Annotated in this window: 23 protein-coding genes; 2 read left to right on the top strand and 21 right to left on the bottom strand. The window is 57.7% G+C overall.

Annotated elements, in window-relative coordinates; all coding sequences use genetic code 11:
• Nucleotides 1–121: 121 nt before the first annotated feature.
• Both Q9R35_RS03455 and Q9R35_RS03450 read left to right on the top strand, forming a co-directional pair.
• Nucleotides 122–1,093, top strand: a complete 972-nt coding sequence (locus Q9R35_RS03455) for a homoserine kinase (protein ID WP_042481060.1) — start codon at nt 122–124, stop codon at nt 1,091–1,093.
• 14 nt (nt 1,094–1,107) lie between these two features.
• Nucleotides 1,108–1,884, top strand: coding sequence for a BPSS1780 family membrane protein (locus tag Q9R35_RS03450; RefSeq protein ID WP_311219336.1), 777 nt, complete (start codon nt 1,108–1,110; stop codon nt 1,882–1,884).
• Nucleotides 1,885–2,283: 399 nt separating this feature from the next.
• Here Q9R35_RS03450 and Q9R35_RS03445 read toward each other — a convergent pair whose 3' ends face one another.
• The 21 genes from Q9R35_RS03445 to Q9R35_RS03345 all read right to left on the bottom strand — a co-directional run bounded on the left by Q9R35_RS03445 (nt 2,284) and on the right by Q9R35_RS03345 (nt 20,544).
• A complete protein-coding gene (locus tag Q9R35_RS03445; protein ID WP_231691447.1) occupies nt 2,284–2,751 on the bottom strand; it encodes a type II secretion system F family protein in 468 nt (155 codons plus the stop codon).
• Nucleotides 2,752–3,146: 395 nt separating this feature from the next.
• On the bottom strand, nt 3,147–3,992 hold the full coding sequence (locus Q9R35_RS03440) for a type II secretion system F family protein (RefSeq protein ID WP_063690493.1): 846 nt from the start codon (nt 3,990–3,992) through the stop codon (nt 3,147–3,149).
• A complete protein-coding gene (locus Q9R35_RS03435; protein WP_063690902.1) occupies nt 3,989–5,638 on the bottom strand; it encodes an ATPase, T2SS/T4P/T4SS family in 1,650 nt (549 codons plus the stop codon). Before Q9R35_RS03435 ends, Q9R35_RS03440 begins: the two co-directional genes overlap by 4 nt.
• The gene (locus Q9R35_RS03430) at nt 5,628–6,998 is read right to left on the bottom strand and encodes a type II and III secretion system protein family protein (protein WP_321302511.1); all 1,371 of its coding nucleotides are present in this window, start codon (nt 6,996–6,998) and stop codon (nt 5,628–5,630) included. Before Q9R35_RS03430 ends, Q9R35_RS03435 begins: the two co-directional genes overlap by 11 nt.
• Entirely contained in the window at nt 6,995–7,876 is an 882-nt protein-coding gene (gene cpaB, locus Q9R35_RS03425) for a Flp pilus assembly protein CpaB (RefSeq protein ID WP_086068476.1), read from the bottom strand. The genes Q9R35_RS03430 and cpaB overlap by 4 nt, the downstream gene beginning before the upstream one ends.
• Entirely contained in the window at nt 7,873–8,493 is a 621-nt protein-coding gene (locus Q9R35_RS03420) for a hypothetical protein (protein WP_042481077.1), read from the bottom strand. Before Q9R35_RS03420 ends, cpaB begins: the two co-directional genes overlap by 4 nt.
• Nucleotides 8,490–9,092 carry a hypothetical protein gene (locus tag Q9R35_RS03415; RefSeq protein WP_063690496.1) on the bottom strand — a complete coding sequence of 201 codons (603 nt, stop codon included), beginning with the start codon at nt 9,090–9,092 and terminating at the stop codon, nt 8,490–8,492. The genes Q9R35_RS03420 and Q9R35_RS03415 overlap by 4 nt, the downstream gene beginning before the upstream one ends.
• On the bottom strand, nt 9,089–10,351 hold the full coding sequence (locus Q9R35_RS03410) for a hypothetical protein (RefSeq protein ID WP_252605096.1): 1,263 nt from the start codon (nt 10,349–10,351) through the stop codon (nt 9,089–9,091). Before Q9R35_RS03410 ends, Q9R35_RS03415 begins: the two co-directional genes overlap by 4 nt.
• Complete coding sequence (locus tag Q9R35_RS03405) at nt 10,348–10,605, bottom strand: hypothetical protein (protein WP_009462197.1); 258 nt, start codon at nt 10,603–10,605, stop codon at nt 10,348–10,350. Before Q9R35_RS03405 ends, Q9R35_RS03410 begins: the two co-directional genes overlap by 4 nt.
• Before the next feature lie 157 nt (nt 10,606–10,762).
• Nucleotides 10,763–11,458 carry a fumarylacetoacetate hydrolase family protein gene (locus tag Q9R35_RS03400; RefSeq protein WP_162090458.1) on the bottom strand — a complete coding sequence of 232 codons (696 nt, stop codon included), beginning with the start codon at nt 11,456–11,458 and terminating at the stop codon, nt 10,763–10,765.
• Entirely contained in the window at nt 11,455–11,991 is a 537-nt protein-coding gene (gene ppa / locus Q9R35_RS03395) for an inorganic diphosphatase (RefSeq protein WP_042481091.1), read from the bottom strand. Before ppa ends, Q9R35_RS03400 begins: the two co-directional genes overlap by 4 nt.
• A gap of 28 nt (nt 11,992–12,019) precedes the next feature.
• Complete coding sequence (locus Q9R35_RS03390) at nt 12,020–13,525, bottom strand: heme biosynthesis HemY N-terminal domain-containing protein (RefSeq protein WP_045930009.1); 1,506 nt, start codon at nt 13,523–13,525, stop codon at nt 12,020–12,022.
• Nucleotides 13,526–13,528: 3 nt separating this feature from the next.
• Nucleotides 13,529–14,890, bottom strand: a complete 1,362-nt coding sequence (locus Q9R35_RS03385) for a uroporphyrinogen-III C-methyltransferase (protein ID WP_311219335.1) — start codon at nt 14,888–14,890, stop codon at nt 13,529–13,531.
• Nucleotides 14,891–14,914: 24 nt separating this feature from the next.
• A complete protein-coding gene (locus Q9R35_RS03380) occupies nt 14,915–15,715 on the bottom strand; it encodes a uroporphyrinogen-III synthase (protein WP_042481101.1) in 801 nt (266 codons plus the stop codon).
• A 6-nt stretch (nt 15,716–15,721) separates the two neighbouring features.
• Nucleotides 15,722–16,684: a hydroxymethylbilane synthase gene (gene hemC, locus Q9R35_RS03375; protein ID WP_042481104.1), complete on the bottom strand. Its 963-nt coding sequence runs from the start codon at nt 16,682–16,684 to the stop codon at nt 15,722–15,724.
• Nucleotides 16,681–16,806, bottom strand: coding sequence for a hypothetical protein (locus Q9R35_RS03370; protein WP_003799533.1), 126 nt, complete (start codon nt 16,804–16,806; stop codon nt 16,681–16,683). The genes hemC and Q9R35_RS03370 overlap by 4 nt, the downstream gene beginning before the upstream one ends.
• A gap of 4 nt (nt 16,807–16,810) precedes the next feature.
• Nucleotides 16,811–17,515 (bottom strand): TerC family protein, encoded by a 705-nt coding sequence (locus Q9R35_RS03365; RefSeq protein ID WP_045930013.1) that lies wholly within the window; start codon nt 17,513–17,515, stop codon nt 16,811–16,813.
• A gap of 22 nt (nt 17,516–17,537) precedes the next feature.
• On the bottom strand, nt 17,538–17,795 hold the full coding sequence (locus Q9R35_RS03360) for a hypothetical protein (protein ID WP_311219334.1): 258 nt from the start codon (nt 17,793–17,795) through the stop codon (nt 17,538–17,540).
• Nucleotides 17,796–17,817: 22 nt separating this feature from the next.
• Nucleotides 17,818–18,699, bottom strand: a complete 882-nt coding sequence (gene sucD, locus Q9R35_RS03355; protein ID WP_009461784.1) for a succinate--CoA ligase subunit alpha — start codon at nt 18,697–18,699, stop codon at nt 17,818–17,820.
• Between the two features lie 21 nt (nt 18,700–18,720).
• Complete coding sequence (gene sucC, locus Q9R35_RS03350; protein ID WP_042481113.1) at nt 18,721–19,881, bottom strand: ADP-forming succinate--CoA ligase subunit beta; 1,161 nt, start codon at nt 19,879–19,881, stop codon at nt 18,721–18,723.
• Between the two features lie 84 nt (nt 19,882–19,965).
• On the bottom strand, nt 19,966–20,544 hold the full coding sequence (locus Q9R35_RS03345) for a DUF2889 domain-containing protein (RefSeq protein WP_042481115.1): 579 nt from the start codon (nt 20,542–20,544) through the stop codon (nt 19,966–19,968).
• Nucleotides 20,545–20,677 lie beyond the last annotated feature (133 nt).

Below are 20,677 nucleotides of genomic sequence, written 5' to 3'. Positions count from 1 at the left end.
GAAGATAAAGCGCGGTAAATCGCCGCAAGGCTCCAAAAAGCGGGCGCACTGGTCTAAAATCGGCCGTTTGACATACTTGCGCGCCTGATAGTGCGCCAACAACCGGACCCTCACTGAAAGCATGGCTGTTTTTACTTCTGTCAGCGAACTTGACGCCCGCGAACTGCTGGAACAATACACAATTGGCGAATTTGTTTCCTTACGTGGCATTACCGCCGGCATTGAAAACACCAATTACTTTCTGAGCACCACCCAGGGCGAGTACGTTCTGACGTTGTTTGAAGTCCTGACGCTGGACCAACTGCCCTTCTACATCGAGCTGATGCACCACCTGGCCGCCAAAGGTGTGCCGGTGCCCGAGCCCATGACCCGCCGCGATGGCAAACGCATCTGTGTCATGCACGGCAAGCCTTGCTCGATTGTGACGCGCCTGCGTGGTGGTTACGAGCCCGAGCCTACGGTTGAACACTGCCGCCAGATCGCCCGCACCCAGGCCCAGGCTCACCTGGCCGCTCAGGACTTTCCCCTGGAGCAACCCAATCTGCGCGGCCTGAGCTGGTGGCAAGCCACCGTTCCCCAGGTTCTGCCTTTCCTGGATGCGAGCCAGTCCGAGCTGATCCAGACCGTTCTGCAAGAACAAAGCAGCTTTGCCGACAGCGACACCTATCGCTCCTTGCCTCAAGGCCCGGCCCACTGCGACCTGTTCCGCGACAACGTGCTGTTTGCCGGCACCTCCGAAGCGCCCCAGATGGGCGGCATCATCGACTTTTACTTTGCCGGTTGCGACACCTGGCTGTTTGACGTGGCCGTGGCCGTGAACGACTGGTGTATCGACCGCCTGAGCGGTGCCCTGAATCTGGAAAAAGCCCAGGCCTGGCTGGAATCCTACGCCCAGGTGCGCCCCTTTACCGAAGCCGAACACAGCGCCTGGCCTATACTGATCCAGGCCGCCGCGCTGCGCTTCTGGATCTCGCGCCTGTACGACTTTTATCTGCCCCGCCCCGCTCAAACTCTGAAGCCGCACGACCCGCGGCACTTTGAGCGTGTGCTGCGCCAGCGTCGCGACCATGCTGTACCGGCGCTCCCTCGATAAATACGGATACTGACATGCAAGCTGCCAAGCTCCCCTTTCTTTACGGGTGGTACTGGATTCAGGAAGGATTGCGCTTGTTCAAGCGGCAACCGGCTGCTGTGTTCTTCTGGAGCCTGATCACCTCCATCCTGATCAACCTGAGCAATATTTTCCCTATCGTGGGCCAGATGGTGCTGATCGTGCTGGTCCCGACCATGACCTTCATCATCCAGAATGCCTGTCGTCGCATTCATCAAGGAGAGGTCATGCGCCTGGGCATGTGGACCGAGCCCTTGAAGCCTGCCCCGGTACGCAACCGGCTGATCAAGCTGGGCTTTATTTACCTGCTGGCCTGCCTGGTCGTGGGCTTTGTGGCGACTTTCCCCTTTGTGAATGAGCTGTCCCAGCTAATGGACAACAGCAATGCCACTCCGCAGGAAGTCATGGCAGCCTTTCGCAAGCCCATCATTTTGTTCTTCGTACTGTACCTGGGCCTGTCCGCCCTGTTCTGGCACGCTCCGGCCCTGGTAGGCTGGCATGCCATCCCCGTCAAGCAAGCCCTGTTCTTTTCCATGGTGGCTTGCTGGCGCAACAAGGCCGCCTTCCTGCTGTACGGCCTGTGCTGGGCGGCTGCTTTCTTCGCCATCCAGACCCTGGGCGAATTGCTGCTGGGTGCAGGTTTAAGCCCAGGCACGGCCACCATGGTGCTGACGCCTATCAATCTGGCGATGGCTGCCATCCTGTACGCCAGCTTCTACCCGGCTTACCGCAGCGTGTTTGGTGATCCGATGCGCAATACCGAGCAAGGCTAAGCCCAGCCCAACCATACCCCGCTCCCTGTTTGACGTATTTCCTGCAGGGCGGCGGCCCAAGTCGAAAACAGCTCAGGCCCGGACAGATAGCCGAGCGGTGCCTCCAGCACCGATCTGGCCTTTCTGTGCCACCGTACCACCCCTGGCGATACTGCCGGACAAAACCTCAAAGGCTGATCGCTTTCATCCAGAAAGCAGATATCCAGCGCCTGACGCACTCCCCATAGATGAACCGCTCTGCAAGGCCGCAGCCACACGGCGGTTGCGAAACCCTTGTTCTGTGGCAATGCCTTCCAGCCGCGCCAACGGGCCCAGAAAGTATGGGCGTCGAATAAATACAGGGGCTGTGGTTGCGCCTGCTGCGGCGGCTGTTTGATCAGTACTGATATGGACATCTCCCTAGCCTCCTCCTGCCAGCCAAGGGCCTAACAGACTCATCGCAATCACCAAGAACGTGCAGGGAAAAATGCACACGACCAAAGGGGCCAGTAGATAGACAGGCAGCTTGAGAGCTCTTTGCTCGGCTTCCAGGTGCAAATGACTACGCAGTTTTTCTGCTTGAGCGCGCAGCAACAAGGCCAAGGACAAACCCGTGTCCTGCGCCAGCTCCAAGGACAAGGCCAACTCCTCCAATTCTGCCTGCCTGAAGCTTAAAGCGACATTGCGCATCGCCTGCGGCAAACGCCGTCCTGCTCGAACTTCGCCCTGTACCTTGTTCAAGCTGATCAGCAGACTTCCTTGCGGTAGCGCCTGCGTTGCACGCGCCCAGGCCTGCTGCAAGCCCAGCCCGGATTCGACAGCCAGCACCAGCAGGTCCAGAAAGAATGGCAGGTCCCGGCGGCAACGGGAATGATGCTGACGCTGCAACTTTCTTCCCCTTGAGATAGCTTGCAATACACTAAGAAAGAGACCTGTCACCGCCAGCCCTGCAAGCTCCATCAATGAAGCCCCCTGAGTCAACAAAAAAGCACTAACAAGGCTTGTGAGCAATGCAGTCAGGGCCACACGTTTGCTTAAAAACCTCCGTACCTCCTTGGCATACGAACCCCACAATCGTTCCGGCCACTCATGTACAAAAGGCAGGGACAGGCAGAGATTCAGGACTCTGGAAAACGGGGCTTCCCAAGCCTGCCAGGCTGCCTGCCCCAAACTGCTACCTCCCTGTAGCAAAAGCAGATAACGGCCGCGCCAAGCCCAAAAGAACGCAATCAGGAACAAGGCCGCACTCAAGGCAGAGAGCATCCAGATCAGTGCGAGCATACTCACCCCTCCCCTCGCAGAATCACTTGCATCCACCACAGCCCCATCAGCAGCATGGCTACTAGCGCTCCCGCCACCCAGACGCCCAATGTGTTGAACCAGGCTTGCTCAAATGCCGTGGCATCCAGAAGATATAAAGCTCCCGCCACGAAACCCGGCAAGCAGAACATGATTCGTGCCTGCAAACGGGCCTGCGCGGTCAAGGCAACAATCTTGTCTTCGATAGTCAGACGTGCCCGAATGGTTTGGGCCAGTATCTTCAAGCGTTCCCCCAGCCCCGCCCCCGTGCTCTGGCCCATCTGCAAGGCACTGAACAGCATGGCCAGCTCTGCCACCGGCACTCGGCCCAGAAGGTCCTGATACGAGTCCTTGGCATTCAACCCCAAGCGCTGCTGGCGCAAGAGCAAACGCAACTCTTGCCCCAAGGGTGCTGGCAAGGATTGAGACAACTGCTGCAAAGCCGCTTGCAAGGCCAAACCTGCTTGCAGGCTCAAGGCCAACGACAGCACAAAGTCCGGCAGTTGTCGTCGTAGCATTTCCAGTCGTCGGCGTGCCATCCGGCGCAGAAGCACTAAAGGCGTTACTGCCGCCAGCAAGACCACCATCGCAGCCAGCCAAAACGACTGCATCAACCACCAAGCCGTCAGAAAGATCAGGGGCAATAAAGCCCAGGCTCCAAAAGCCAGATACTGGCTACGCACAAAGACAAAATGCGACTGCAAGCTTTGCTCGGATTGCTTAAGCAATTGCTGTCTATAGCGCGTGGCAAGACGCTGTCCTGAACGCAGCAACACATACGCCAAAGCGCTGGTACCCAAGACAATCAGCAAAATACTTAAAAATCTCATGCTTGCCCCTCTGCAGGAGGGGCATGCTCGGACCGCAAGCCACTGGCAGCAAAGCCAAACTCCGGGCGATAGCTGTACAAGGTTTGCAGTTGAATACGCTGCGCCTCGATGCCGGTCACCTCCACAATCTCGTGCACCAAACGCTTGCCATCGGGCAGGCGGCTAAGCTGCACAATAATGTGCAAAGCCCGCGCAATATGCTCTCGCACAACCAGCAAAGGCAAATCCAGACCTGCCATCAACACCATCCCTTCCAGGCGGGACAAGGCATCGCGAGGCGTATTCGCATGCAAAGTCCCCATCGATCCTTCATGGCCGGTATTCATGGCCGACAACATATCGAAAGCTTCCGCGCCTCGGCACTCTCCCACCACGATGCGGTCTGGCCTCATTCGCAAGGCTTGTCGCAACAGGCTCCGTATATCCACCTGCCCCTGACCTTCTGCATTCGCGGGCCGTGACTCCAAGGCCACCCAATTGCTGTGCTGCAACTGCAACTCGGCCGCGTCTTCCAAGGTCACGATTCGTTCGCCAGAATCAATGCAGGTGCTGAGCACATTCAGCAAGGTGGTTTTGCCCGTACCGGTTCCGCCCGAGACCAGAATATTGCAGCGTCGCTGCACCGCCTGTTGCAGAAAAGCGGCCATCTCCGGCGACAAACTGCCCGTCTGCAAGAGATCCTCCAGCCCCAGGCGTCGTTTGGGGAACTTGCGTATGGTCACGCAGGTTCCCTTGACCGCAATGGGCGACAGTACGGCATGGAAACGCGAGCCGTCGGCCAAGCGACCATCCACTGCGGGCGAGCTGATATCCAGCCGTCTACCCAAGGGAGCCAGGATGCGGTCAATAATCGCCCGCAAGGCCGACTCGCTGCTGAACACCAGAGGATGGGCTTGAAGCCGCCCCGCCTGCTCAACAAACACCCGGTCATAATGATTGACCATAATTTCCGAGACTGAGCTATCGGCCAACAAGGGTTCCAGAGGTCCCAAACCCACCGCCTCGGCGCAGACACTGGCTTGCAGTCTGGTCTGTTCATGCTTGGGGACAGCACATTGGGCCTGGATCAGGCGCCCCAGGCAATCAAAGGCTTCCTGCTCCAACTGTTTGTCTGTGACGCGGGAGAGATCCCGGCGCTCCAACTCCAACGCACTCAACAAGGCTTGATGCAGGCGTTGTTGTTCTTGCCTGAACAGTTCACTGTCGGATATCGGAACATCTGCTTGCCCTGAAGTGAAAGAGCCTTGTCCACTTTGTGCTGCCTTTCGCGGTTCCTCCATCGCAAACGATTGTGGCATTGAGGTTTCCGGTCGATTCCCCAAGTCCGAAACGGCCATATCAATTCGGGGTTGCGCCTTCTGCCCAAAACCAGCAATTCGCAACTTGAACCCACCCAACACCAGCACATCGCCCAAGCGCAAGGGCCCGTCGTCATAAACCCGTTTGCCGTTGAGCTGCACGCCCGTCAACGAGCCGTGATCCTGGATGTACACCGCCCCCGCCCGTTCCAACAGGCTGGCGTGCTGGCGCGCGATACGCCAGGATGGCAGAACAACATCACAGGCAGGGTCACGTCCTATCAAGGCCGGCAGACTGACTGTGCAGGGGCGCGTCGTCCCCAGCTCCGACTCAAGTTCAAGGTTCAACACGAAACACCTCACTATCGGGTTCTACCCATTGCGACCAGACTCTTCGCCCTGCCTCCTTGGGGAGAGCACGCACGGGGGTGTTCAAACGTGGGGCATCGGGAAAAGTCTGGTCCAGCCACTGGGCAGCATTCGCCTGCCGAGCCAGCAAATCAGGATGCTCTGCCGCCACCAAAGTCGGCGTAACAAATACCGCCAGTTCCGTTTCCTGTCGGGCAAAGCGCTCGGAACGAAACAAGGCGCCCAACACGGGCAAACTGGCCAGCCCCGGCAGACGATCCACATGCCGGGATTCTTCACGCGAGATAAATCCGGCCAGCACCAGCGTTTGCCCTGAGCGCACATTGAACTCGGTCGAGGCTCGCCGGGTTTTCAAAGACGGTCCCGCAGGTTGGGACAAGCTGGCATCAACAGAACTAACCTCCACTTCGATCTGCGAGCGCACCAGCCCACCACGCTCGACTCGCGGCACAATGCGCAGCGACACACCGTAAGGCTTGAAACTGGTCTTGCTGTTTCCCTTATCGTCCGTGGTGGTGTAAGGCAATTCACCCCCGGCCAGAAACTCGGCTTGAGAACCACTGCGTGCCAGTAGCTGCGGCTGCGCCAGCACCACCGCATGCCCTTCCTGAGCCATGGCCTGAACACGAGCAGACATCAAGGCACCAACGCCAAAGAACGCCGCCCCCTGCTTGGCAGGGAATGCCAAAGGCAGGACCGCTTCACCCGGCCTGTCCAGAAACTGATGAGTGGCCGCATCCCAGGCACCGCCCATACTCAAACCGCCCTGGGAGCTGCCGTCCCAACGGACACCCAACTCCCGCAGGCTGTTACGCGGCACCTCGACGACCTGTACATCCAGCAAGACCATAGGCTCCCACCCATCCTGCTGCGTGAAATCCAGCAGTTGAGGATGCTCCTGGCTTAACGCCTGAATGCGTTGCTTGTCCTGATCACTCAAGCCCTCTCCTTCCAGTACCAGCTTGCCGCCCAACTCGCTGATACGTAGCTCGGGAATACGCTCCAGCAAACTTCGTAGCTCCGCCAAGGTTTGCCTATGGTTTTCTGGTGACACCTCAACTTGGTAGGACTGGCTTTGCCCCGAATGGGACCAGACTTGCACCACCGTGCTGCCCGTCTTGCGTGCAAATAGAATCAGCTCACCCGATTCCGTGGTGACGGCATGAACAATATCGCCGTCTCCCACCGCCACCCGCTCCACCTGCGTATCAGGCAAAACCATCAACTCGCCCACTTGCAGCCCCAGGCCTTGAGCCTGGCTTTGCAGGCTAGCACCAAACAGAGCACCAGACAGCAAGCTCACAGCAGCCCGCCTGGGCCAATAGCGATTGGTGCTCATGGCTGCTGCCCCATAGAAAAACTGTCCGGCATATCCAGCCAACCCAGGCGTTCCACGTCTGCCTGCCCAAGCTGCCCTGCAGGTCTATTGCCGTACAAAACCTGTACAGGCTGTTTGGGGCTTGCACCCGGCCCCAGTCCCAGAATGTCAGCCAGTTCGCCCCGCACGGCAGCCTGATGGGGCGTATGGTCATCCGGATTGCGCAGCAAGGCACTGATGCGTCCATGTTGTCTGGCCGCCAGCAACTTCAAGGCATCGTCCGGGCCTACATCCAGCGTCAAGGTGTTATAGGCATCCTTATCCACTCGGGCCGTAGCCGAGCCTTCACCTGACTTTTGCCCCGTTGCCAAGACAAGCACAGACTGCAACAAGGGAGCCGTTACCCGCCGCTGCCTGTCGTCAAAGCTGACATAAATATCAATCAAGTCCCCAGGCCGAATCAGACCCGATACCGAACTGATTGCATCCACTGGCATAGTCAGCGCACGCCTGCCAGATAGCAGTTGCTCAGAAAACGGACTGCTGACTTCCTGCACGTGCGCCTTGCTGATCAAGTCTCCTGCCCGTAACGGCTGACTCAAAACTTGCCCTAATAGATTTTCAAACTGCGCCACATCCCAGCTGTCACTGGGCACCAGTTCAGCAGGAAAAGCACGGGCGGCCAGATGCTCTGCTTGCAGCACCGTTCCCGCTGCCAGACTGGACGCGGCTACTACCCTATCCAACTGCACACGATGCGCCGCCTGCCGCAGAGCCTCTTCCTGCCGATCCAGATAGCGACTGCTGGTCCCGGCTGCCATCAAACCAGCCAGCAAAGCCAATAGACCAAACCCTGCACTGGGATGACGACATAGCCACAAGAGTTTTGCCCGAATCATGAGGCCTCCTTTTCACAAGCACGGCAGATCAAGAGCAAGTAGCGCTGCTGTTCATGCTCCAGTTCCATCACATCCAACTCGGCTGGGCCTTTGCGCCAATAACGCTCGCCCGCCTCCGCCCCCCAGTCCTTGCGATGCAAATCCGCTTGCCATCCCGGCTCGGCTATCAACAACCAGCTTTGCACCTGCCCTGGCTGCTCGTGTTGCCACAAGACAGCACCGGCAATGGGTGCCGCAGACCTAAGAGATGAGGGGAAAACGGCCTGACTTGGCTCGGAAACGCTTAACAAACCCGACAAGACTGGAGCCTGAATGTCCTCCAGCCACAAAACGCAGTTCCTGCCATCTCTGGCACGCAGAAACACCCATTGCTCCTCCACTCTGATGGCCCCGTAATGGGCACCACAGAAGGTCTCCAAACGAGAAGCCAAGGTCTGCGCATCCAGGTCTGTGCTCAGACCCCAGCTATACACAGGCCCAACATCGGTCTGTGCCGTTTGCACTTGATCCCACTGAACTTGGGAGTCTTGCAAAGGTGGAAGCAAGGGCCGCGTTGTGGCCGGCACAGGGCTGAACATCAACAAAAGCAGCAAGAGCAAGGCAAGCAGCTGTCTCATGGCTGCTCCTTGGGGCCATGATCCGGCACATAGTCCTGCCACCGGCTCAACCAGTCCAAATCAGCTGGCGTCCGTCTCCAGGCCGCGTCCATAGGCCCAGCATGCCGTACTGTTTCTCTGGCAGCAGGCCGACTTGATGCCACTGCCTCATCCCAAGCAGTCGTACTGCTCTCCAAGCGCTGACGAGTCTGCTGGGTACTGGCAGCCTGTCCTGCCGCCGCCCACAGCCGGGATTGACGCTGCAATTGAGTCTTGGTGGGCAGACCCGCCAGCCAGCGCGGCCACGGAATGGCAACATGCGACTGTGCCGCCCAGAATCCACTACGCAAACTCAAAAGCTCCCATTGCAAGGACTGGGCTGTCGCTATCGGGGATTCCAAAAAATAGGCTGGTGCGGCTTCCTGAACAGGGCTAATCACTGCTGAAACCGGCTTGCCATGAGCATCGTGCATGAACAGGCTCAAATGCATGCTTTGCTGCATTTGCTGCAAGCGATACTGCTGCTGCATCAGCCAGCGCCCCGCCATCACCATCAAACCCAACACCACACCCAGCAAGCAGGCCTCGACCAGTGCCATCCCTTTTTGTCGCGTGTTCATAATCGGCGGCCCCCTGCGTCCATCAGCCGTGCCTGCCAGAAAGGCAGAAACAGGCTGGGCTCCACATCCGCCCCAGAATCAGCACTAACCGGCGGCAGGGAGAAAAACGATTGAGCTGCCGCCCGTGTATGAACGGTCTGCCCCAAATGGCCTTGGGCCTGCAAGCTCAGTACCAGATCAGGGCCAGCACTTTGCTCGGGATCTGACAAGGCATACCCGTCTACCCACGGCCGTTGCCCCCAGGGTCTGGCGTCTCGCCGCGCCCAGGAGTGCGCTACGGTATTGCCTTGAGCCGATAGCAAGGAGCCATTGCCCTGCTCCAGCGCCCACTTCCAGAAGCTCTGCCCGGAAAAGTCATCCGGCGCATCAATCCCCGACGCATGCGCAGGCGTTTGCAAGGCCCACGCCATGGCATATTCTCGGAAATAACAGCCTATCCAACGGTTGGAACGCACCATATGCATGGACTGCGTATCGTTGGAATGCCAGCGGCCCGAGCGATCAAACTCAGTACGACCAGCGCGACGCAAACGATGCTGCCACAAGGGACAACGTCGATCTACACCGGGATAAGAGCGAGCCTCGTAATCCCGTGGGGCCAGAAACCCGTACAAGGAAACCAGGTGCCGCAAACCCGACTGCCACTGCGCTCGTCCGGATTGCAGCGACAGGAACAACGGCCAACTGTCCTGCTCAAGCTGCCAGCGAATGGCCTGGGCGGGCCAATCCGGCAAACTACCGTCCAAGGTCGCTTGAATAATGGCTTGTCGCCGTTGCGGCAAGCCCTCTACCAATTGCTGCTGTGCCTGCGCCAGCACGTCATGAATCAAACGCTGATGGGATTCAAAAGCCTGCTCCAAAGCCTGTTGATTGTCTCCAGCCGAACTCGCCTGGGTATAGGCCAATCCATGTGCGGGGCCAAACATCATGGCGACCAAATGCGCAGGCGGATTCGCCCGGCGTGCTTGCCCGGACTGAGTTTGCGCGGCCCTGTCCCAGGTTGCCAAGGTCAATAAATGCCCCAAGGCCAATTGATGCCCCAGCTGCGCCCGGTTGATATAAGCCAGCAGATTCAAAGTACGCGCCTGCTCGGTGGCGGCACCATAGGCAGCGGCATCCAGCACCAGGGACAAGCGCCCTTGCTGCTCGGCAATCTGGTTCACGTGAAAATAGCCGCCCCAGGCGACAGAAAGGAGCGCCAGCGCAATCAGGCCCCAGGCCAACGCAACCCCGTCTTGATGATGATCGGGCTGCCTCATTGCGCATTGCCCGTAAAGGATTTGAGGCTCTTGGCACTGCCTTGAGCGGCTGCCGCAGAAGCCGCAGATTGGGCTTGTTGAGTCTGCTCGGAGCCATCCTCGCCCGCCAGTTCCTTGGCCATAGCCGCGGTCTGGTTACGAATCACCTGACCGAAGGACTGGTAAACAGCAATGGCCGCCACCGCGACCAAAGCCACAATAATCAAATACTCGACCATGCCCTGGCCGCGCTGCCGCCTGATGAACTGTCTCATTGGAATCTCCCAAAAGTCAGTTCACAGTCTGCCCCTTGGCAGCGGGCCAGAATATTCGCAAAAACCGAGCTAGATAGGCTTGTCCAGCTACTAGTGTTAAACCCGTAAGCATAAAAAAACCCGCCATCAGGCGGGTTTTTCCTCAAACAAATACAGATCAGACCAGGCGCACGTCTATGCTGCCCAGACCGTCGATCGCCCCGTGCATCACATCACCACGTTCCACCGAACCGACACCGGCAGGGGTTCCCGTGAAGATGATGTCGCCTGGAACCAACTCGAACAGGCCCGACAGATAGGCGATGGACTCAGCCACATTCCAGATCAGCTGATTCAAATCGCCGGTCTGGCGACGCTCGCCGTTGACGTCCAGGGTGATGGCACCTTGGGACAGCTCGCCAATACGGCTACGTGGCACCAGAGGACCAGTCGGTGCAGAGTGGTCAAAGGCTTTGCCCACTTCCCAGGGACGACCGGCTTTTTTGGCTTGCGTCTGCAAATCCCGACGGGTCATGTCCAGACCCACCGCGTATCCCCACACACATTCAGCAGCCTGCTCCACGGTCAGATCACGCCCGCCCTTGGACAAAGCCACGACGAGTTCGATCTCGTGATGCAGATCCTGGGTGCGGGAGGGATAAGGCATGTCGCAGACTTCGCCGGGCACCACATTCAAGATGGAGTCTGCCGGTTTGCAGAAGAAGAAAGGATCTTCGCGACCAGTAAAACCCATTTCCTGCGCATGCTCGACATAATTGCGGCCGACGCAATAAATGCGGCGTACAGGAAAAACCTGCTCACTGTCCTGTACGTTCAGTGCCGCAACAGCTGGCGTGGGGATGACGGTATTCATTTTGCCTGGCCGTCAGCAAAGCGCTTGGCACCATCTACCAGTTCTTTCTTGGCAGCTTCGATACCGTCCCAGCCCTTGACCTTGACCCATTTACCTTTTTCGATGTCTTTGTAGTGCTCGAAAAAGTGCTTGATGCGCTCCAGCTCTTCAGGCTGCAGATCTTCAGGCGACTTCACGTTGCGGTACAGAGGATACAGCTTGTCGGTAGGTACAGCCAGCAGTTTGGCATCGCCACCTGCTTCGTCGTCCATGTGCAGCACGCCGATAGGACGGCAAGGAATCACGGCACCGATCTGGATTGGGAAAGGAGCAATCACCAGCACGTCAACCGGGTCGCCATCGTCCGAAATGGTTTGTGGAACGTAGCCGTAGTTGCAGGGGTAATGCATGGCGGTCAGCATGAAGCGGTCCACAAAAACCACGCCGTTCTCGTCAACCTCGTATTTGACGGGGTCCGAGTTCATGGGGATTTCGATGACTACGTTGATCTCGTCAGGCAGTTTTTTGCCAGCTGGTATTTGGGCGAGGCTCATTCGTGCAAACCTTTAAAAATAAAAGAAATTAATCGTTGGAGCGTCGAGGACGATCCGAAGTTTGAGAGAGATCGACCCCTGGAATGGGAGCCGTATCAAAGTAATCATCCAGATCCGAAGAGGAGCTCAAGCTGTCCTGCGAAGGCGTGGCAGCGGGCGGGACGGGCTCGGCCACGACAGGCAAGGGACGGCCTTGATCGGGCAGGTCCTCGGCCACGACGCTGGCCGCATAGGTGTAATGCGGCAGATCGTCGTCATTCTGCGATGGCAGGCTGTCTGCATCGGTATGGCTGGGGTCGTGACGCGTGTCCGCGGCTGGCAAAGCCGTACTGACCGCCAGAATCGGCAAGGTACCGGCCATGGAGGCGGCTTTGCGCCAGTAGGAAACAGCTTCGTCGTGTCGACCCAGGCTATCGTACAGATTGCCCAGCAAAGCGTGATTGCGCAGATCGCCCTGGATTTTCAGGCTGCGCAGCAGGTAATGCTCGCCCTGCCCCCACAACTGGCTGGTCAGGCACAGATGGCCCAAGGTGGACAGCAAAACCGGATTATTGGGTTGGCTACGCAACCACTCTTCGGCCTTGGCCAAACGACGGCCGACATATTCAGGTGGGCACTGGGCGTAGGCTTCCAGCAAGCGGCTGTCAAAGCTGGCAGCAATGGCTGGTTCCAGAATACGACCGGCGTCTTCGTAATTGCCTTCACGCTCTTGAATCAGGGCAGCTTCCAGCGCTACGCCGGGCAAGATTTTCTCTTCGGACTTCAGATCCGACCACAAGGCCTTGAACTGTTCAACACCCCCGGCACGCAGGCGAGCGGCAGCAGCAAATTCAATGTGACTCAGCGCCTCTTGACGCTCGATGCCACTGCGGCGCACCAGCAAACGGGTCAATTCGTAAACGCGTTCGGCATTGCCTTGCTGGCGATAGGCACGCAGCAACAAACGAGTGGCATGCAAGTGACGCGAGCTGGCGTCCTGCAAATCCTGCAGCAGTTCGATGGCTTCTTCGGTACGGTTCTGATCCAGGTACAGCTCGGCCGACGCCACGGCGCTGGCTTCTTTCAAGCGTGCATCATCGCCCGCGGCGGCACGAGCCGCAGCCAAGGCTTCGTCACGTTGGGCAATCTGACCCTGGTAATGCGCAGCACGAGCCGCAGCCAAACCTGCCACAACTTTGCTGGACTGAGAGCGGGTTTTGCTCATCAGCTTCATCATGTCTTTTTCAGCTTGCTCGTAACGGCCTTCCAGAATGCTGATCCAGCCTGTTTCCAGCAACGTTTGGTCGCGGCGTTGAGCACGACGACCACGCCACAGGCGAAAACGCTCCGGGCCATCGCTGAACCAGGCCAGCAGACGCAGAAGCACGTACAGAACGATGAACAGACCCAGAGTGCACAGCACAACGTAGGTCAGCGAGGCACGCGCCAGATAATGCGGCGTGACCAAGTAGACATTACCAGCGTGTTCGCGCAAGACCAGCGCCAGGGCGACCGCAGCGATAAATAAGATGAGAGTCCAAAACCAAGTACGCATACCTTACCCCTGCGCCTGAGCAGGCTGTTCCATCCCGGTTTGAGCGGGAATGCCAGACTCAGTCTGTTCGGCCGCAGGAGCAGCAGACTCCTCCTGGCTGTCAGGCTCCGTGGACTGAGGAGGATCGGACAGGATGTGGTCCGTGCCACCCTGTTCGGTCGTGGTGTCGTCGGCATTGTCCTGATTGCGACCGGCCTGCGCCTGACGCAAGCTTTCAATGGCTGCCAAGGTGTTATTCACCGTAGGCAAACGCGCACCGATGCGGGTGTCTTGCAACTGACGGGTCAGGCGCAAGGCCTGTTGAACCTGATTCGACTGCGTATCAAAACGTTTTTCCAGAGCCGTCGCCACCGCATTCAGCTCGGTCTGCCAGACAGCAGACTGGTTCATCATCATGGCCAGCTGTGCCGCCATAATGCGCAGACGCAGGTTTTCACGCAGGCGAGCGGCCTGATCGGGCGACATCAGCAAGGCGGCGGCATCGTCGACACGACGGATGGAGACAAACTGTCCCAGATCGTGGCTGACAGAGCGCCAGGCGCTGCTACCCCACTGCTCCACCGTATTCCAGCTGCGTTCCCACCAAGGGGCGTCGTCAGGCAAGTCGGCAGGCGCTGCTGCTGCCTCGGACGACAAGTCCAGGGCTTCGGTATTCGCACCACCCGCAACGTCGTCGGGCACCAGCAAAGGCGCTTCCGACACGTAACGCGACAAGGTGTCCAGCTGACGCGACAAAGAAGCCACATCAACGGTGGCCGCGGCACGCAGACGCTCCAGATCACCATTCAGTGTTTGTTGCAAGGAGGCCAAACCTACGCGATTGGCACGCGCCAACTGCGCCTGGGCGGCTTCCAGAGAAACGATGGCATTGGCCACATTGCCACCCAGCATCAGCTGTTGCTGCGCAATCGTGGCCAGGTGATCAATATCATTCAGCAGCACCAATTCCGAGCCGCTGTCTGTCATGGTCTGGAAAGCTTGGCTCAGATCATGAAACTGTTCGGTGGAATCGTTAAAGGACTTTTCCAGCTGGGCGAGCTTGTCAGATTGACGCTGTGCCAATGCCAAGGCCTGCTGGGCGGTTTGGCGCGCCTGCTCCGTGGTGTTGATATTGGTTGCCAACTGGGCTTGCAGCTCGGCCTTGTGCTTTTCCAGCAATGAGTTCTGGTACCACAGACCGGCAGCGGCCAGCACTACAACAACAGCCGTCAAAGCATAAGCCGGACCCGCGCCACTTTTACGCTTTTGCGGCGCAGTGGTGCTGTCTTTGGGTTCGGAGTACGGACGAGAAGCCGTTGTACTGGCTGGGCTGGAAATCGGAGTCTCCGGTTCGCTTGCGGATGCGTTCTCTGTTTTATCGTTCATGGCAAGATTGTAATCCGTGTGAGGCTAATCGCGCGAGAGCACCGCCATCAAGGCAGCGACAATGTCATCATCGTCTGGCGTACACCTTTTTACCATTGGTGGCGCTGCGATTCCAGCCTGCAACAATAAGGACTGTAAATGTTCTTCAATACGCGGATGAATGACCACATAGGCGCATCGCGCCCAAACATCCAGTAAACCCAGGCTTTGTGCATTGGCAAATATCGCATCGGCACTTTGGGAGCTGCTGAGCAAAACAGCCAGGCGGCCTGCCTGCAAACTGTCACGAAGTTGACGGCCCTGCTCCGCGCTCCACTGGGCAGGGCTACGCTGGTAAATAGCCAGACGCTGAACCTGAATACCGTGACTCTCCAGCTGCTGTCCCAACCATTCACGACCGCTATGGCCGCGCACAATCAGAACCCGCTCAAGTTGTGCGAGTCGGGGTTCCAGCACCGTCCACAAGGCCTCTGAATCCTGCAAGGAATCAGCGCTTGCAGGGTGAAGTACGGCTTCTGGGGACACGCCCTGCTGGGCGCGCAGACAGGCCGCGGTGGCAAAACCAACGGCAGCCAGCAATACCTTGTCAGGCCAGCGTTGACCGCGCGCCTGCAAGGCCGCAAAGTAGAAATTGACCGCACTGCTGCTCACAAAGAGCACCAGATCAAAATCCTGGGGGTCTTGCCATTGCTCTTCGGACAGGTTTTGAGCCTCCAGCTTCAAAGCAGGCAACACCAAGGAAGAAAAACCCTGCGCGGCCAGAGCGGCCGACAGGGTTTCGTTCCGTCCCGCGGGGCGGGTCAGCAAGACACAGGGCAGGTTCATGCCGCTTTACTCGCCTTCTGCAGGCTGTTCCGTAAGCAAACGATCCAGAATGGCTTGAGCACCTTGCTGCTTCAGATCCTCTGCCAGCGACAGACCCAGCTCTTCCGCATCTTTAGCGGCGCCTTGGATCTGGGCACGGTAAACCGTGGAACCATCAGGCTCGGCCACCAGACCACTTAGTTTCAGTTCGTCACCATCCAGCGTGGCATAGGCGGCCAAAGGTACCTGACAGGAGCCGCCCAAAGCGCGCGATACCGCACGTTCGGCCAACGCACATACATGGCTGGTGGCATGCGCCAAAGGCGCCAGCCATTGAGCCACATCGGTACGGGTTTTCAGGATCTCGATGCCCAAAGCCCCCTGCCCGGCGGCAGGCAAGCTGTCTTCAATCGAGATGTAATCGCGGATACGCTCGGCCAATTCCAGACGGCGCAAACCGGCCGAAGCCAGAATGATGGCGTCGTAATCGCCCCGATCCAGCTTGGACAAACGTGTCTGCACATTGCCCCGCAAGGGACGAATGTCCAGATGTGGGTAGCGCTCACGAATCTGGGACTCGCGGCGCAAACTGGACGTGCCTACGATGGCACCCGCAGGTAGAGCCGCAAGATTGGGATAAGTATTGGAAACAAAAGCATCGCGTGGATCGTCCCGTTCCATGATGATGGGCAGATCAAAGGACTCGGGCAACACCACCGGCACGTCTTTCAGGGAGTGCACAGCCAGATGGGCACGGCCATCGAGCAAGGCGGTTTCCAGCTCTTTGACAAACAGGCCCTTGCCACCCACTTTGGACAGCGTACGATCCAGAATCTGGTCGCCACGGGTGGTCATTTCCAGCAAGGACACCTTGCACTGCGGGTACAGCTGCTGCAAACGGTCGCGTACATGCTTGGCTTGCCACAAGGCCAGTTGACTGGCACGAGTGGCAATCACCAATTCCTGAGGAGTAGAAGCCACAGCGGTCATGCAGCGAAGTAGCGCACGATGGCTGCTGCAACAATACCGATAATGGCCAGGATCCCTAAGCCTTGCAGCAGGGACAGACCGCTTTCCTGACCTTTGGCGTCGGAGGATTTAAAAATTGCCATAGAACTATGCTTCCTTGGTAGAACCTTTACGGTGCGCCAGCCATTTGCCCAGCGCCACCACTAATAAGGCACAAACTATCTCGACCCCGAGTTTAACAGGCTGGGGCTGCACGCCAAATTGATTTTCCACAATCTTGTCCGTGACCAGCATGCCGCCTGCAATCCAGCCCAACAAGGCACCACCCAGGGTGACAACAACGGGGAAACGGTCAATCAGTTTCAGGACCAGGGTACTTCCCCAGACAATAATGGGGACACTTAACAATAAACCAAAGATCACATAGCCCAACTGGTGATCCAGATGCGCGTTCTGCGCGGCACCCGCAATGGCGATCACGTTATCCAGGCTCATCACGAAGTCCGCGATGATAATGGTTTTGACAGCCGCCCAGATCGTTCCGCCCCCTTGGATATTGCCGTGTGCATCATCGTCGGGCATCAGCAGCTTGATGCCTATCCACATGAGCAAAAGACCGCCCACCACTTTCAGGAATGGCAGATCCAGCAAGGTCAAGGCAAAGAAAATCAACACGACGCGCAAGATAATCGCGCCTGCGGTACCCCACAAAATGCCTTGCATACGCTGCTGCTTGGGCAGGTTGCGACAGGCAAGTGCGATGACGACAGCATTGTCGCCACCCAGCAAAATATCAATCAGTACAATTTGAAACAGTGAACCCCAATGCAGGGTTTGAAGGAATTCAATCATTTCGTTCCCGTGTTGCTAAACGTTAGCTCTCTTCCCAGCCGCTGGACAAATATTCTTTTTTTGTCGCCAGGCCGTCCCAAGACAACAATGCCCCTGAAAGCAGCAAACTAATTCTAGCCTGTGCAAGATGGGGGCTTCTTTTTCTTACTTGATTCGTTTCAGCATGATCAGGCTGGCCAGATTCGGGAAGGAATGCGCCGGGTTGTGGTGTTTTTCTTGACGAAACCGGCTGGCCAATCTTGCCCGGCTGCTCATGGCAGCCAGACAAAGAGCCCGCCAAAGCGGGCCCCGGTACTACATTTTTACAGCACTTCCTTGAGCAGCTTGCCCATTTCGGATGGGTTGCGAGTGGTACGAATACCGCAAGCTTCCATCACTTCCAGCTTGGCGTCGGCCGTGTCGGCACCACCGGAGATCAGGGCACCAGCGTGACCCATGCGTTTTCCGGGAGGCGCTGTCACACCAGCGATAAAGCCAACAACGGGCTTGGTCATATTGTCTTTAGCCCACAAAGCCGCGTTGACTTCGTCTGGACCGCCGATCTCGCCAATCATGATAACGGCATCGGTATCAGGATCGTCGTTGAACATCTTCAGTACGTCGATGTGCTTCAAACCGTTGATTGGGTCGCCACCGATACCCACAGCCGAGGATTGACCCAGGCCCAGTTCGGTTACTTGAGCAACGGCTTCGTATGTCAGCGTACCGGAGCGGCTGACCACACCGATGCGGCCCTTGCGGTGAATGTGGCCGGGCATGATACCGATCTTCAGCTCGTCAGGAGTGATCAGACCGGGGCAGTTCGGGCCCAGCAGCAAGGTTTTGCGGTTTTCAGCGCGCATGCGGTTGCGAACTTCCAGCATATCGCGAACAGGGATGCCTTCGGTAATGCAGATAACCAGGTCCAGGTCAGCTTCAACCGCTTCCCAGATGGCAGCCGCAGCACCTGCGGGTGGAACGTAAATAACCGACACGGTCGCGCCGGTTTCAGCCTTGGCGTCGGACACGGAGGCGTAGATAGGTACACCTTCGAAATCCTCACCAGCACGCTTGGGGTTCACGCCAGCCACAAAGGCTTCCATGCCGTTACCGTATTCACGGCACATGCGAGTGTGGAACTGGCCGGTCTTGCCGGTGATCCCTTGCGTGATGACTTTGGTGTCTTTATTGATCAGAATCGACATTTGCTAATCCTCAACCTTTTCTTACTTGGCGGCAGCGACAACAGCAGTCGCCGCTTCGGCCATGGTGTCAGCACTGATGATGGGCAGACCGGAATCGGCCAGCATTTTCTTGCCCAGCTCTTCGTTGGTACCCTTCATGCGTACCACCAGAGGCACGTTCAGGTTGACGGCCTTGCACGCAGCGATCACGCCTTCAGCGATCACGTCGCAGCGCATGATGCCGCCGAAGATGTTAACCAGAATGGCTTTGACGCCCTTGTTGGCCAACATGATCTTGAAGGCTTCAGTAACTTTTTCGGCCGTAGCGCCACCGCCCACGTCCAGGAAGTTGGCAGGCTCGCCGCCAAACAGCTTGATGGTGTCCATGGTCGCCATGGCCAGACCGGCACCGTTCACCAGGCAGCCGATGTTGCCGTCCAGCTGGATGTAGGCCAGATCGTATTTGCTGGCTTCAACTTCAGCAGGATCTTCTTCAGCCAGGTCACGGAAAGCCACGATATCGGGGTGACGGAACAAAGCGTTGCCATCAAAGTTGAACTTGGCGTCCAAAGCGATGATGTCGCCCGAGCCGGTCAGGATCAGAGGGTTGATCTCGGCCAGTTCAGCGTCGGTTTCGGTGTAGCACTTGTACAGCTTCTGGAATTCCGCAACGGCTTTCTCGATGGAAGCGTCAGGAACGCCAATACCGCGAGCCAGCTTGGTGGCTTGCTCGTTGGTCAGACCAAGGGCTGGGTCCACGAATTCTTTCAGAATGGCATCAGGGTCACGCTCGGCCACTTCTTCAATTTCCATGCCGCCTTCGCTGGAAGCCATCACGGCCACGCGCTGGGTAGCACGGTCGGTAACGATACCGACGTAGTATTCCTTCTTGATGTCCGCGCCTTCCTCGATCAGCAGGCGACCCACTTTCTGGCCTTCAGGACCAGTTTGGTGAGTGATCAGCTGCATGCCCAGGATTTCCGAGGCCAGTTGACGCACTTCGTCCATCGAGCGAGCCAGCTTGACGCCACCGCCCTTGCCACGGCCACCGGCGTGAATCTGGGCTTTGACAACCCACACAGAGCCACCCAGCTCCTGCGCAGCTGCAACCGCTTCATCGACGGAGAAGGCAGGAATTCCGCGTGGCACGGCAACGCCAAACTGCTTAAGCAGTGCTTTGCCCTGATATTCGTGAATTTTCATGTGATACCTGTCAGTCTAAAAACACAATAAAAAAAGAAGGCAGGAACCCAAGGCCTGAGCCCGAGACCTGACTAAAACAAAAAACTAATCCATCCCGTCGGTGACTTTGGGTCGAAACCAGACAGGATAAAACTCCTCAACCACGGGACCGCTCAAACGCAAGGCATGACAGCCATCCAGGTGGAAAGGCTGCTTATCGGTGCGATAGATTTCTGATTCCCCACTGCTGCGACGTCGTCCGGCCATGGTCTGTACCGCGGTGGTTGGCAACACCTGCGCCAACTCGCTCATGTGCGTACAGCCAGCCGAGCGCCCAAAGCGCTCTTTGACACCCTGACGAAACTGCTTGAGCAAATTCAGGCCCACCAATTTCCGGTAGGCGTCCGAAATGGACGAACAGTTGTCCTGATAGGGGGCCGCATCGTAGACCGCCACCGCATCCACAATCTCGAAGCTGCTATCGATGGTGACACGCAGGTGCATCAAGTGGACGGGATCACCTGCCTTGTGGGTCTGGCCATTGCGTATGGGAAAGTCGTAGGACTTCACATCCAGCAGCGAGGCCTCCAGGTCCCAGAGGCCATCTTCCCGCGCAAACGACTGTACCGTGATGGTACGTGTATGCATCGGTTCACGGGCGACGGACGGCGGGGGTAAAGGCATTGATATGGACGAGGCGGCAAGATTGAAACCGATCAAGTATAACGCACCTCGTATGTTCCGTATCAGCCACTTACATAATCAGCAAGCGTATCCAAAGCGGGCAAAACACAGGGTCTACGCGGCGTCGATACTA

Source organism: Alcaligenes sp. AB3 (genome assembly GCF_031844565.1).
GTDB classification, from domain to species: Bacteria; Pseudomonadota; Gammaproteobacteria; order Burkholderiales; family Burkholderiaceae_B; genus Alcaligenes; species Alcaligenes faecalis.
Note: the sequence above shows the minus strand (reverse complement) of the source record. Positions and strands in the feature narration are given on the sequence as shown.

What these genes read in the sequence shown, in the direction of transcription:
- Q9R35_RS03455 (WP_042481060.1), top strand. Translation starts at nt 122, where the DNA reads ATGGCTGTTTTTACTTCTGTCAGCGAACTTGACGCCCGCGAACTGCTG.
- Q9R35_RS03450 (WP_311219336.1), top strand. Translation starts at nt 1,108, where the DNA reads ATGCAAGCTGCCAAGCTCCCCTTTCTTTACGGGTGGTACTGGATTCAG.
- Q9R35_RS03440 (WP_063690493.1), bottom strand. Translation starts at nt 3,992, where the DNA reads ATGAGATTTTTAAGTATTTTGCTGATTGTCTTGGGTACCAGCGCTTTG.
- Q9R35_RS03430 (WP_321302511.1), bottom strand. Translation starts at nt 6,998, where the DNA reads ATGAGCACCAATCGCTATTGGCCCAGGCGGGCTGCTGTGAGCTTGCTG.
- cpaB (WP_086068476.1), bottom strand. Translation starts at nt 7,876, where the DNA reads ATGATTCGGGCAAAACTCTTGTGGCTATGTCGTCATCCCAGTGCAGGG.
- Q9R35_RS03420 (WP_042481077.1), bottom strand. Translation starts at nt 8,493, where the DNA reads ATGAGACAGCTGCTTGCCTTGCTCTTGCTGCTTTTGTTGATGTTCAGC.
- Q9R35_RS03415 (WP_063690496.1), bottom strand. Translation starts at nt 9,092, where the DNA reads ATGAACACGCGACAAAAAGGGATGGCACTGGTCGAGGCCTGCTTGCTG.
- Q9R35_RS03410 (WP_252605096.1), bottom strand. Translation starts at nt 10,351, where the DNA reads ATGAGGCAGCCCGATCATCATCAAGACGGGGTTGCGTTGGCCTGGGGC.
- Q9R35_RS03405 (WP_009462197.1), bottom strand. Translation starts at nt 10,605, where the DNA reads ATGAGACAGTTCATCAGGCGGCAGCGCGGCCAGGGCATGGTCGAGTAT.
- Q9R35_RS03400 (WP_162090458.1), bottom strand. Translation starts at nt 11,458, where the DNA reads ATGAATACCGTCATCCCCACGCCAGCTGTTGCGGCACTGAACGTACAG.
- ppa (WP_042481091.1), bottom strand. Translation starts at nt 11,991, where the DNA reads ATGAGCCTCGCCCAAATACCAGCTGGCAAAAAACTGCCTGACGAGATC.
- Q9R35_RS03390 (WP_045930009.1), bottom strand. Translation starts at nt 13,525, where the DNA reads ATGCGTACTTGGTTTTGGACTCTCATCTTATTTATCGCTGCGGTCGCC.
- Q9R35_RS03385 (WP_311219335.1), bottom strand. Translation starts at nt 14,890, where the DNA reads ATGAACGATAAAACAGAGAACGCATCCGCAAGCGAACCGGAGACTCCG.
- Q9R35_RS03380 (WP_042481101.1), bottom strand. Translation starts at nt 15,715, where the DNA reads ATGAACCTGCCCTGTGTCTTGCTGACCCGCCCCGCGGGACGGAACGAA.
- hemC (WP_042481104.1), bottom strand. Translation starts at nt 16,684, where the DNA reads ATGACCGCTGTGGCTTCTACTCCTCAGGAATTGGTGATTGCCACTCGT.
- Q9R35_RS03370 (WP_003799533.1), bottom strand. Translation starts at nt 16,806, where the DNA reads ATGGCAATTTTTAAATCCTCCGACGCCAAAGGTCAGGAAAGCGGTCTG.
- Q9R35_RS03365 (WP_045930013.1), bottom strand. Translation starts at nt 17,515, where the DNA reads ATGATTGAATTCCTTCAAACCCTGCATTGGGGTTCACTGTTTCAAATT.
- sucD (WP_009461784.1), bottom strand. Translation starts at nt 18,699, where the DNA reads ATGTCGATTCTGATCAATAAAGACACCAAAGTCATCACGCAAGGGATC.
- sucC (WP_042481113.1), bottom strand. Translation starts at nt 19,881, where the DNA reads ATGAAAATTCACGAATATCAGGGCAAAGCACTGCTTAAGCAGTTTGGC.
- Q9R35_RS03345 (WP_042481115.1), bottom strand. Translation starts at nt 20,544, where the DNA reads ATGCCTTTACCCCCGCCGTCCGTCGCCCGTGAACCGATGCATACACGT.